The sequence below is a fragment of the Saliphagus sp. GCM10025317 genome (assembly GCF_042663665.1).
Taxonomy (GTDB): Archaea; Halobacteriota; Halobacteria; order Halobacteriales; family Natrialbaceae; genus Natronosalvus.
This window is the reverse complement of the sequence record NZ_JBHTAQ010000007.1, coordinates 1474256-1486762: the sequence shown is the minus strand read 5'-3', so window position 1 is coordinate 1486762 and position 12507 is coordinate 1474256. Positions and strand designations below refer to the sequence as shown.

The following is a 12507-nucleotide window of genomic DNA, read 5'->3' as shown; positions in this document are numbered from 1 at the left end:
GAACCAGGCGAAACGTATTTACACCGGTTCCCGCTTGTTGAGATATGGATCCGCGCACGCAAGAGCGCGTCGAGCGATGGGACTCCCGTCCGTTTTCCGGCGGTTACGACGGTCTCTCTTCACTCGCCGACGAGGAGTTCTCCGGTGCCGTGACGTCCGGTGGTGCCTGGGCGTTCATGCTCAACGGACGTATCGTCGGCGTCGTCGACGGCGCTCTCGAACAGTTCGACGGAGCGAGCGGCACGACGTACGTCGCACCCCACCCCTCGCTCCCGTTGCTGTGTACGATGGACGAACAGGGCGGCGAGACCAGGGCGAAGTACTACACGAACGACACGCCACTGAGCGAGGTCGACCAGACGCTCCAGGAGGGGTCGTTCACCGGTTACATCGAACTGAGCGAGCAGGTGCTCAGCGGCGACTACTACCTCGTGTACTACGGCGGTCGCCGGATGGCTGCGGCCTACATCGGGAACGCACAGCGACTCCTGACCGGCGACGAGGCGTTCGAACGGGCCGACGACGAGGTCGGCATCTACGAGGTCGTCGACGTGGATATCGACATCCATGACGTCCCCGGATCGGCGCCAGCAACAGAGCCGACGTCCGGGAGCTCGACGACACCGGCGGGCGGGTCCGGCGCTGCGAGCGGGGCGGCCGGTGCGTCCAGTCCGTCGACCGATGGCGAGCGCGACGTCGAAACGCAGTCCGAACCGGCCTCCGAGGGGACGAACGATACCCCCGGCGGGATCACGACGAGTGCGACGACCGAACCGGACCCGGAGCCGGTCGAATCGTCCGGGATCACGGAACCGGCGACCGAAGCCGACGCTCGAGCGGACGACGATCCGACCGTCGAACGCGACGAAGTCGACGAACACGACGGACTCGAGGACGCCGAGACGGTCGACGACGGGTCGACTGCCGACGCGCAGCCGATGCCGCCGGCGGGGGGTGAGAGCCGATCAGACGCGAGTGGCGAGTCCGATCGCGGAGACGACGACGCACCCGGTACGCCGACCGACGCCGGGCCGAACGCGGCGACGCCCGTGGAGGATGCCGAACCGATGCCGCCGGCCTCGAGCGAGTCGCCCGATCCCGAGGAGGTGGAGGCAGCCGCGGAGGAACTCGGCGCCGACGGCGTTCCCTGGGAGGGTGTCGACGAAGACGACGGGGGCGCCGAGGCCCGCGAGGCCCACGAAGCCCGAGAGGCCCGCGAAGTCCAGGACGGCAACGAACGAGAGGCAGACGACCGAGCACCCGAAACCGACAACGAGTCGTCTGAAAGCGATCCGCTCGACGAACGCTTCAAACAGGAAGAGCAGTGGCGAGAAACCCGAAACATCCCCTCGATCGACCCGAAGAAGTCTTCGCGTCCCGACCGGATGGACGAGGACGGATCACGGTCGAAATCGAACGCCGGGGGACGGCGCCGAACGGCGAGCGGTCAGTCGCGCCAGACCGGATCGACGACCACCTCGTCGGCGGCCGGTGGGGCCTCGTCGACCCAGGCGTCGAACTCGAGTAAGGACCGATCGAAGCCACAGCGGGACGGAACCCCCAGCGGATCGGGACAGGGGCGCGCTCGATCCAACGCCAGCACCACCAGAAACGTCCCCCGGGAGGCTCTCGAGGAGGACATGCTCGAGCGCGAGGACAAGATCGATCGACTCACTCAGCGCGTCGACGAACTCGAGCGAGAGAAAGGGACACTCGAAGAGCGCCAGCAGGAACTCGCGACCGAGCGCGACCGGTATCGGGAACGCGCCGAGGAACTCTCGGCGACCGTCGACCGATTGCAACAGCGCATCGAGACGCTCGAGACCGAACTCGAGCGGATTCGAGCGGCCGACGCCGCGGGCGTCCCCGTCGACGGGACCAGCCTCTCGCCCCAGGAGGCGCTGTCAGGACTAACCTGTTCGTTCGGTACGCCTCGAAGAGCCAGCCGACGCTGACGACAGCCCACGACGAGAACGTGAGTCGCGAGGACGTCGCGGAGAACCTCCGTCTCGAACACCACACGCAGTTCGACGCGAGCGAGGTCGTCGTCGACGGCCAATCGTACGAGGCGTTCCTCGGGTCGCGGATCGAGTACCAGTTCGTCGAGTGGCTCGTCGCGACCCTGCCGTTCGAGATCCGCGATACCGGCCACGCGGACGGCCTCGGTGAGCTGTACGACGCCCTCCCCCGCATCGATCGAGCCGAACTCGATGCCTCGGTCTCCCTCGACGGGGACGACACCGAGGGCGTCCCCGACGAAGTCGCATTCGACGTCGTCGCCTTCGACAAGATGGGGAACCCGTTGCTCGCGGCCAACCTCGACGGGTCACGCGACCCCGCCACCCAGACGGATCTCGAGACGCAGAGGAGTCCGTCTCGGCGGTCAAGGCCAACCACGGCGAACTCGCCGCGGCGTTTTTCGTCACCTCGAGTTTCTTCGAACCAGGCGCCCTCGAGGTGACCGAGCAGGCGACGGGCGGCGGCGGCTTCCTCACGCGAGACTCACGGCTGAGTTACGTGTCGCTGTCGCGAAAACAGGGTGGATATCACCTGTGTCTCGTGGAGTCGCGTTCGGGCGGCTTCCACATGAACGTCCCAGAACTCTAGGCTATCCTTCGACTTCGGCGACGTCTTCGATCTTCATGCCCTCGAGCTTGTCGACGATCTCGTCGAGTTTCCCGTCGAGTTCGTCGACGAACTCGACCGTCCGCTCGGTCTTGATCGCACCCTGGCTGGAGGGTTCGATGAGGTTCTCTTCTTCGAGTACGCGCAGGGAGTACCGAACCTTGTGGTGGGGGTACCCGGTTTCGTTGGACATCTTGACGATCCCGATCGGTTCGTTCTCGATGACCATCTTCAGGACCTGCAGATGTCGTTCCAGCATATCGACTTCCTTCTCAAGTCGGTCTATCATGGCATTTGTTAACTTGTCTTTGCACCTTTTAAAGATTGCCCTCGAGTCGCGGCAAAATGAACCGTCACCTGATAGTTTGTCGTGACAGAAGTTAACGTTTCGGGTTCGAATATCGGGGCAGAGGGCGACGGATTCTCGAGGAGATATTCACGACTACCCAGATTTTCTCTTCGAAAAGGGGTCTCCTATACACGAACGTGGATCGAATGTCGCCCATCGCGCCCCACAGACCGTAACCGGTTTATCGGCCGGGCAAGAATCCGGCGCCTGTATGACTGTCACAATCGTCGGGTCGCAACTCGGCGACGAGGGCAAAGGCGGCGTCGTCGACCTCTATGGCGACGCTGCTGACGTCGTCGCTCGCTACCAGGGTGGCGACAATGCCGGCCACACCGTCGTTCACGGCGGCGAAACGTACAAACTCTCGCTGGTACCGTCCGGTGCCGTGCGCGGCAAGACCGGCGTCCTCGGCAACGGCTGCGTCGTCAACCCCGAGACGCTGTTCGACGAACTCGATCAACTCCGTGAACGCGGTCTCGAGCCCGACGTTCGCGTCGGCGAGCGCGCGCACGTGATACTCCCGTATCACCGCGTACTCGACGGTATCGAGGAGGAAGAGAAGGCCGACCTCGCCGCGGGGACGACCAAACGCGGCATCGGCCCCACCTACGAGGACAAGGCGGGCCGTCGCGGCGTCCGCATCGGCGACCTCCTCGACCCCGAGGTCCTGCGCGAGCGCCTCGAGTACGTCGTCCCCCAGAAGCGCGCACTCGCCGAGGACGTCTTTGGCGTGACCCTCGAGGGCGAGACGGCAGAAGCCTTCGACGTCGACCACCTCTTCGAGACCTACCGCGACTACGGCGAGCGTCTCGAGGACGAGGACATGACCATCGACTGCGGCACCTTCCTCCAGGAGCGCGTCGACGCGGGCGAAAACGTCCTGCTCGAGGGTGCACAGGGCACCTCGATCGACATCGACCACGGTGTCTACCCCTACGTCACGTCCTCGAACCCGACCGCCGGGGGCGCGACCGTCGGCACCGGACTGGGACCGACCGTCGTCGGCCAGGGCGAGGTCATTGGCATCGTGAAGGCCTACCTCTCCCGGGTGGGCACGGGCCCGCTCCCGACCGAACTCGGCGGTGTCGAGGGTCAGACTCCCGGCTACGAGGCTGATGCGGCTGACGAGAACGAGGACGAAGACGAAGAGGAACTCGCAACCTACATCCGCGACGAGGGCGGCGAGTACGGGACCGTCACCGGTCGTCCCCGCCGCGTCGGATGGCTCGACATCCCCATGTTGCGCCACGCCGCCCGCGCAAACGGCTTCACCGGCCTCGCGGTCAACCACATCGACGTCCTCGCCGGACTCGAGGAGGTCAAGGTCGGTCACAGTTACGAGTTCGACGGCGAGGAAATCTTCACCGTCCCGCCGACGACCGAACAGTGGGCACGCTGTGAGGCCACCTACCGCTCCTTCGAGGGCTGGCCGGACGTCGACTGGGCGGCCGTCGCCGAGGAGGGCTACGAGGCCATCCCCGAGAATGCGCGGACGTACCTCGAGTACCTGTCGACGGAACTCGACGCGCCGCTTTACGCCATCGGCGTCGGTCCCGGACGCGAACAGACGGTCGTCCTCGAGTCACCTTACGACGAGTAGCGTCCTCCAGGCCGCCCGTTCGAAGAACTGAGCCGTTTTCTGGCGCGTTCTCGAGCACAGTCCGGGTCCGTTTCGTCACGACCTCGACTCACGCGATTGGATAGGCGAGCAGGAGGTGTTCTTCCGGCCAGTAAAATCGACCGTCGTAGTAGATCGGGGCTTCGGACTCTGCGAGAAAGTCGGTCACCGATCCGGGATCGACGTCGAACGAGAGCGGATTCGGCTGCAGGCGCTTTTCGTCGTCCCAGTTCGGGACCGCGTATCCGCCAACCGGATCGATCGGGAACGGAACGGCGGTTACCCGGAGGTCGTCCGGCTCTCCTCGGGTGTCTCCGTCGCTGGCTGCGCACTCGTCACCGTCCTCAGTACTGGCTCGACGGCCGCCAGCGGTCAGCACGTAAACCAGGGTTGGCCACCAGCTAGCGACGAACCGGCAGCTGCCGTCACCGACGACGGCTCGTGGCTGGGCGGTGTCGGTTCTGGCCGCACACTGCGTCGCCGTGGCCAGGCTGTGACCGTACAGGAGGAGTTCGCCGACAGTAGTGTCGCTCGAGCGGTCGCCATTGTCGTCGCCATTTTTACTCACTCCAGCGATCCCGGCGACCCCGGCAACCCCAGCGACGCTCCCGCGCTCGACGAGGTCGACGGCGAGCGATCGAGGACCGTCGATCTGAAACAGCTGGACGTTGTTCTCCGCCAGCGACGCCGGCTCGAGGACGCCGTCACGACAGGGAATACCGGTCTCGGAGCAGTCGCCGACGACGTGGAGGAAGTCCACCCCCGTCTCGAAGACGTCGGCGAGTTCCTTGCGAGAAGGGGTCTCGAGTGCCGTCACGGTCGGTGAGAGCACGTCGTCTCGTCGGCGGTAGCGATCGACGACAGAGGCTCGTTCCGCGTCGCCGACTTCGTCTGTGAACACGACGGCCACCGCCCGCTGTCGACGGTCGCGTCCGAGGTATTCGAGGCGATTGCGGTAGGCGGCGGGCATCGACGTAAACGCAGCGTTGGTTGGATCCGACGCGGCTCTACCCGACTGGAGGCGACCTCGCAGCCGAGTAATTGCCTCGAAATGCCGTTCGTCGCTCGAGGAGGAACCGGCTGCCGGTCGAGTTTTCTCGGTCGTTTTCGTCTCCGTCGCCTCTGACGCCTCTGTCACCTCTGACGCCTCAATCGCCTTCGGAAGTTCGATCGCCGCCATATCGTACAACAGATGGGGAAGCTGAGCGACCGACTCCGGCGACGGCTCGACCGTCATCCGGTACGGCCAGGCGGGAAGCGCCTCCTCGAGCGGCGGCCCTGGAAACGAGAGATAGGCCTCGAGACGCTCGGCGAGCGGTGCTTCGACGCACGGCTCGAGGTCGATTTCCGCTGACTCGAGGAGACCGTGCGCCCGAACGGTCCACTCCGAATCGTCGTACCACGTGGCGAGCATGTCGAGGAAGAAGACGCGCTTCAACAGCGCCGCCGCCTGGCCTTCGAACGCCGGAAGCGGGTCGAACTCGCGGTGGACGTCGACAGCAGGCGCACGAAGGACCGGTGCCGAGTTGTCCTGGACGCGGACGCGAGCCCCCAGATAGTACGCCAGTGGAGCCGCCGGCAAGAGAGCCGAGAGCGAGTCCGGGATCAGGAGTTCGATGCCGGTATCTGGTGTGGAGGCCTCGACGGCCGCTGGCACGGTCGTCTCAGAACCGAGGCGAATCGTCGGCGGGTAGCCCCGGTTGTTACGGTGGACTCGGTCGACCGATGTCGTCGTAATGGTAGCGCCGAGGTGCGACACGGCCGTTGCAAACCCCGCTGTCGTGGGTTCGACGGTCAACTCGTGGCGGGGGTAGTCGACGTACGTTTTGAAACCGAAGGTGACCGTCGTAGGGTGCGGGAACGATATCGTGAGACCGGATTCCGGTCGGTACCTGATCGTTCCGGCCCCGTCGAAGCAGAGGTGGACGATGATGCTCGATTCGACCGAACACCGGTACTGTCCCTCGGGTAACGAGTACCGGACCGGTCGGTCGGTGCCGACGTCGTCGCGGACAGTGGCCGTCGTTTGCCCGTTCCGTTCGACCTGAAACGAGCCATCGGACCGGGTGACTTTGAGGAAGTTCTGCAGGTCGTACCTGATCTCCGTGACTCGAGCCGTGACCGCCGCGTCGACCTGCTCGTCGATGTCGCAGTCGTCCACGAACGGGTCCCAGCCGGTCAGCTCAAACGAGAGCCGTTCCCTGCGATGTCGGTTACGTCGAGGGACGAACTGGCGGTGTGGAACGTGACGTCGACGAGGTTGATGTCCGGGTTGGGATCGACACAGTCGCCGTTCACGCTACCACCCCCGACGTCAACGTGGTAGCCTTTCGGGGGGCTCGAGTGGACCGAGCGAGCCGAGTGGATCGAGTGATTCGAATGGATCGAGCGAATCCGACGAGTCGTGCGAGTCGAGTGAACCGAATCACTGGACATCACCGTTCGATTCCGTCACCGTCGACGAATCAGGCGTTTCAACCGCGGATTCGCTGGTGAGATAGACGTCCGTGAACTCGAATCGCGCCCCACCAGCCGATCCGTCAGTGCACTCGACGCTCCAGCCGTGTTCGTCGGCAATTCGCTCGACGATCGCGAGACCGAGTCCAGTACTTCCGGAGCCCGTACTGTAGCCGGAGTCGAATACGACCTCGCGCTCAGACGGCGGAATGCCCGGACCATCGTCCTCGACTGCGAACCCGTCGTCGCACGTGCCGACTTGGACGCAGACCGTTGATTCGCCTCGAGTTTCTGGTGAATCGTCGCCAGGTTCGGATTCGGACCCGGAAGGGACCGAAGCGGTACCGTGCTCAACGGCATCGTCGGCACGAGACCCGTGCTGATCGCGTGCCGAGCCGTGTTCCACCGAATTCCGGAACAGGTTCTCGAACAACTGGAGCAAGCGCGTCGGGTCCGCCTCGACCCAGACACCGCCGTCGTCCAGTTCGAGACGGGCGTCTCGAGTGTCGACGTGTTCCCAGGCCTGCTCGGCGACGGTGGACAGTCTAACCAGTTCGAGACTCCCCGTCGCGTCACCCGTGCGAGCGACCGCCAGCACGTCGTCGATGAGCTGTTCCATTCGGTCGTGAGCCTGCTGGATTGCGGTGACGGCGTCGTGGTCGTCGCCGAGTTCGTCCCGGACGAATCCCAGATAGCCGTTCGCGACGGTAAGGGGATTTCGGAGGTCGTGGCTGACGATGCTCGCAAACTGGTCGAGGCGCTCGTTCTGTCGCTCGAGTTCGCGCTCCCGGACTTTCAGCTCGGTGAGGTCGGTGTAGGTCCGGTATCCTCGGACCGTTTCGTCGCCCGTTGCAATCGGGACCGTTCGGCGTAAGAACGGCCGCGGTCCGGAGGGCGTGTTTCTGACGACTTCGGTTTCGGTTTCGGTCTCTCCGTCGGGTGCGTGTTCGATCAGCGGCGTTCGAGTGGGTTCGTCGGCACCGTCGTCGGGCGCCTCGAGTACGTCCGCGATCGATTCGCCGACGATCGATTCGGCGTCACGCCTGAAGACGCGAACGAACGCGGAATTGACGCGCTCGATCCGATAACTCTCGCCTTCGATTCGGTACTGGACGGCCGCGTCGGAAACGTTCTCGAACAGCGCCGCGAATCGATCGCGTTCGGTCTCCAGTGCCGCCTCGTATTCGACGCTGGTTCGAGCGTTGACCACGATTGCGACGAGCGTCTCGCCGATTCGCCGCTCGAGGTCGGAAAACGCGCCGAGTTCCGACGAGAACGCCTGGAATACGCCGTCGTCGCCGATGGGGATGGAGAGGACTGAGCGAAAGGAGTCACACGTCGGGGCGGCGTCGGTGTCGTCTCGGAGGTCGTCGACCACGATGGTGGACCCGGTTGCGAGCGTTCGGCGGCGATGCCGGCGTCAGCCGAGAGGGGTTGGCCTGGGATCAGGTGGTTCGCGTACACTGCCCGGGGGATCAAGCGCCCGTCTCGCTGTGTACAGATGCTCGCGGCTTCGAACGACAGCGCGTCCGCCGCCGCGATCAGCGCGTGTTCGTAGACCGATTCGACGGACGTACACGCATCGAGCGTCGTCGCGATATCGCCGAGTCGTCCGATGGATTCGACGGTCTTCGAAGCAACCATAGTCGAGAGGAGAGAGACCAGCGTTCACGCCGTCGTCTCGTTTCATTCTTCGCATCCACTCATATAAATGTTCACGACCGTCAGTCAATCATCGGCACGCGGCCGTTCCCGAAACCTTTTGCTGGATGCGGTCCCCTGTCGAACCATGAACGAGTCGTTGCTGGAGATCCTTTGCTGCCCGCTCGACAAAGACGACCTCGAACTCGAGGACCCCGAGTACGGCGAAGACGACGAGATCATCTCGGGATCGCTCGTCTGCACCGGTTGTGGCGAATCGTACCCGATCGAAGACGGCATTCCGAACCTGCTCCCACCGGACATGCGCGAAACATCGCCGGCATAAGGTGATTTCGTGTCCCGCCACGCGGCCACCGTCACCGTCGATCGAACCGGGTCCGACAGCCTCACCGCCAGCGCCAGCTCGCTCGAGGCGAGCCACCCGTTCGAGATCCGGCTCGAGAGCGAGGGTGGGCCGGCACACGTTCACTGCCGGCTGACCGGCGAGCTAACAGGCGCCGCGTCGATCGAGGGGTTGAACGCGGGCAATGGGAACGCTCGAGACGGCAACCACTACGTCGACCCCGATCGACCGACCCCCATCCTGATCGACTTCGATCCGGTGGCGCTCGAGGCGCCGCTCGAGGGATCGATCGTCCTCTCGACGGGGTACGGCGCGACCGAAACGACGCTCGCGGTGACGTTACTCCCGACGACCCGGCCGGTCGACGTCGACCAGACGCTCGGCGAACCCGCTCGTGAGGAGCCGGAGCCGACGGCGCTCGAGCGCGGCGTCGAACAGCTTCGAGCCGTCAGCGGGCTCGAGCCCGGTACCCTCGGCGTCCTCGCTCTCGCGGTTCTCGCGATTGCGATTGCCTGGTCGACGGCGGCCGTAGTCGGTGGAACCGTCGCGTACGCCAGCGTGTTGATCGTCTCGATCGGCGTCGTCGTCGCGGTCGCCCTGCTGGTCGGACGGCTCGAGCCGCCGGGGTAAGGGCGGTAGAGGATAGAGGGTAAAGGGTAGAAGGGAGGAAACACCGACGCCAACACCGAACGCACCGACAGCGAAGTCGATAAACCGCTGCCATCCTAACGACCGAGTATGCAAGCGCTGGTCATCGCGGCACACGGATCGCACCTGAATCCGGACTCCGCACAGCCGACGTACGACCACGCGGATACGATCCGGAAGACGGGCGCCTTCGACGAGGTCCGGGAGGGGTTCTGGAAGGAAGAGCCCCACTTCCGGGAGGTGATACGGACCGTAGAATCCGACGAGGTGTTCGTCGTTCCCCTGTTCATCAGCGAGGGGTACTTCACCGAACAGGTGATCCCGCGAGAACTCCGCCTCGAGGGCTGGGACCCCGACCTGTGGGAGTCGGACGGCACCGACGCCACCGAAGTCACGCTTGAGGTCGGCGACGCCGAGAAGACGGTCCACTACTGCGGCCCCGTCGGGACCCACGACGCGATGACCGACGTGATCGTCAAGCGCGCCGAGACGGTAACCGACGACCCCGACGTCGGCCCCGGTTTCGGACTCGCGGTCGTCGGTCACGGGACCGAGCGAAACGAGAACTCCGCGAAAGCCATCGAACACCACACCGAGCGCATCCGCGAGATGGATCGCTTCGACGAAGTGCGAGCCCTCTACATGGACGAGGAGCCGGAAGTCGACGACGTCACCGATTACTTCGAGAGCGAAGACGTCGTCGTCGTCCCACTGTTCGTCGCCGACGGCTTTCACACCCAGGAGGACATCCCCGAAGACATGGGGCTCACCGAGGACTACCGAACGGGCTGGGACGTGCCCGGCATCGTCGACGGCCAGCGCATCTGGTACGCAGGGGCCGTCGGCACCGAACCGTTGATGGCTGACGTCATCCTGGAGCGCGCAGTCGACGCCGGCGCCGACGTCGGCGACGCGCTCGAGCAAGTCGGATCCTGGACGAACGAGAAGGAGACGCCGGCGGCGGGTGACTGACGTGGTCGAAGACGCTCCCGACTTTGACGCGTCGAACCAACGAGTCGCCGACGAGGTGCTCGAGACGCTCCTCGAGACGATCCGTGAGTCTGACGAGGACGGCCAGCCAGCGATCGACTTCGATGGACTGATCACGAAACGGGTCACGGACGGGTCAGCCTACCGACTCGAGACCCCGACAGAGATCGTCGAACTCGAGGCATCGACCGTCGCCGACGCGAACGCAGGCTCAGCGTCGAGAGACAATCTCCGCCGGACGCTCGAACCGATCGCCCCCTTCGTCACGAACTGGTACGTCTGGGAGCGAACGGTCGGCGGCCACGAAACCGCCCGGCGCGCGTTCTTGCGATGGTGTGAGGAAGCGCCGCTGGACGATCCGGAGGTCGAGGCAGCGTCGAAAACGGACGCGAACGACGTCCTCGAGCGATACGACGCCCTCGAGTCGGGCGTCGTCCGTCACTGGGGCGAACTCGAGCCACGACTCGTCTCGCAACGGAAAACGGCGACCGCGCTGGCCGTGGCGAACGCAGCTACGAGATCCGACACGTCGAGGACGCCGACGCCACCGACGAGACGCTCGAGGATCACGACGACCCTCGCGACGCTCGCGAAATCGTCACCTACGACGAGGACGGGCGTTACCGGCCGCTGAAGACGGCTCCGACGCTCGTGACGGGGTGGCGCTTCGCCGGCCTGTCGGGTGACGACCTGGTCGAAACCGTCCGCACGATCTACCCGGCCACGGTCGCCAACTGGCACCGCGAGCAACGCGGCGACCTCGACGTCGACCACTGGCTCGAGACGGCCGAGCGCCAGACCGGCATCTACGACGTGATCGACGAACTCCCGCGAGAGGCCATCGAGTGGCTGACCGAGGCCTGCTGCGTCGACTCCCAGTGTCTCAAACGCCGCGAGTGGGAGTACGCGGCCGACGATCCGATCGACACCGACCCCGGCGACGGCGTCTTCCCTTGCCGGGAACCCTGCTCGCTCGTCATCGCGGCGGCCCGGAAGTGGGCCATCCTCGAAAGCGAGGAGGAGAAGACGTGGGAACTCGAGTTGACGACCACCGAGATGAATCAGTTGGCCGAAATTGTCGACGCCGTCGCCGACGGACGAGTGGACGAGATCCGCGAGGCGGACGTCTACGACGGCGCGAACCGCTACCGTGCGCGATACCTCCGCGCGAAGCGAATGGACGACGGTTCGCTCGGCGAGGAAGCGGCCGGTCGCTGCGAGTCGAAACCCCTCGAGATGGGATCGTCGGCCTCCTCGAGTCTCGAGCGCTGACCTCCTCGAGTCCCGAGCGCCGCTCCTTCTCCGTACGCTCGAGGTACTGGTCTCTTGCATACGCCGCACACAGCGTTTTGCCCGCTCGAGTGGTAACTGATGGCATGCTCGTCCAGCTCGAGCAGTACAAACACGAGGAGGTCCAGTTCGACGACAACCGAACGACCGGTGAATCCCAGACTGCGGACTCGATCGAACGGGAGTCAGAGGAGTACTTCGGCGAAGATATCGAGGATTTCGACGTCGAAACCTGGGAAACCATCGAGTACGAGGGCGATCCCATCCAACGTCGCGACGTCACAATCGACGGCGTCACTGCCGTCTCCGTTCCCCAGCGATCGAACGAGGACGACGACTCGGCGCTCCCCGGAAAGACCATCCAGGTCAGGCTCGAGGGGGGCATCGAAACGTTCGAACAGGCGGAGATCGTCGAGGTGCAGGACGAAAATCCGAGCGAGTGAGCGGTCAGCGGTCAACGGTGAGCGGGATCCGCGTCGAGTGATCGATGGTTGATGAGTGAGGGATCTCGACGGTCGAGGGAAT

General features: G+C 64.8%; 8 protein-coding genes and 2 pseudogenes. 7 read left to right on the top strand and 3 right to left on the bottom strand.

The window, feature by feature from the left end; translation table 11 throughout:
* Nucleotides 1-44 precede the first annotated feature (44 nt).
* Nucleotides 45-2607: pseudogene (locus tag ACFQS4_RS21960) on the top strand (DUF7527 domain-containing protein).
* Nucleotide 2608: 1 nt separating this feature from the next.
* Here the strand turns inward: ACFQS4_RS21960 and ACFQS4_RS21955 are convergent.
* Entirely contained in the window at nt 2609-2914 is a 306-nt protein-coding gene (locus tag ACFQS4_RS21955) for a hypothetical protein (protein WP_254157134.1), read from the bottom strand.
* Between the two features lie 271 nt (nt 2915-3185).
* Between ACFQS4_RS21955 and ACFQS4_RS21950 the strand changes: the two genes are divergently transcribed.
* The gene (locus ACFQS4_RS21950) at nt 3186-4574 is read left to right on the top strand and encodes an adenylosuccinate synthase (protein ID WP_500196587.1); all 1389 of its coding nucleotides are present in this window, start codon (nt 3186-3188) and stop codon (nt 4572-4574) included.
* An 88-nt stretch (nt 4575-4662) separates the two neighbouring features.
* Here the strand turns inward: ACFQS4_RS21950 and ACFQS4_RS21945 are convergent, their stop codons facing one another.
* Both ACFQS4_RS21945 and ACFQS4_RS21940 read right to left on the bottom strand, forming a co-directional pair.
* On the bottom strand, nt 4663-6753 hold the full coding sequence (locus ACFQS4_RS21945) for a hypothetical protein (RefSeq protein ID WP_500196583.1): 2091 nt from the start codon (nt 6751-6753) through the stop codon (nt 4663-4665).
* Between the two features lie 264 nt (nt 6754-7017).
* The gene (locus ACFQS4_RS21940) at nt 7018-8427 is read right to left on the bottom strand and encodes a sensor histidine kinase (protein WP_500196581.1); all 1410 of its coding nucleotides are present in this window, start codon (nt 8425-8427) and stop codon (nt 7018-7020) included.
* A 411-nt stretch (nt 8428-8838) separates the two neighbouring features.
* On the opposite strand from ACFQS4_RS21940, the gene ACFQS4_RS21935 reads away from it, so the two are divergent.
* From ACFQS4_RS21935 to ACFQS4_RS21915, 5 genes and pseudogenes are all read left to right on the top strand, one after another.
* The gene (locus ACFQS4_RS21935; protein WP_500191603.1) at nt 8839-9036 is read left to right on the top strand and encodes a methytransferase partner Trm112; all 198 of its coding nucleotides are present in this window, start codon (nt 8839-8841) and stop codon (nt 9034-9036) included.
* Between the two features lie 9 nt (nt 9037-9045).
* Nucleotides 9046-9684 (top strand): DUF7524 family protein, encoded by a 639-nt coding sequence (locus ACFQS4_RS21930; protein ID WP_500191606.1) that lies wholly within the window; start codon nt 9046-9048, stop codon nt 9682-9684.
* Between the two features lie 108 nt (nt 9685-9792).
* Nucleotides 9793-10674: a CbiX/SirB N-terminal domain-containing protein gene (locus tag ACFQS4_RS21925; protein ID WP_500191608.1), complete on the top strand. Its 882-nt coding sequence runs from the start codon at nt 9793-9795 to the stop codon at nt 10672-10674.
* A 55-nt stretch (nt 10675-10729) separates the two neighbouring features.
* A pseudogene (locus ACFQS4_RS21920) lies at nt 10730-11964 on the top strand (DR2241 family protein).
* Nucleotides 11965-12068: 104 nt separating this feature from the next.
* A complete protein-coding gene (locus ACFQS4_RS21915) occupies nt 12069-12425 on the top strand; it encodes a hypothetical protein (protein WP_500196579.1) in 357 nt (118 codons plus the stop codon).
* Nucleotides 12426-12507 lie beyond the last annotated feature (82 nt).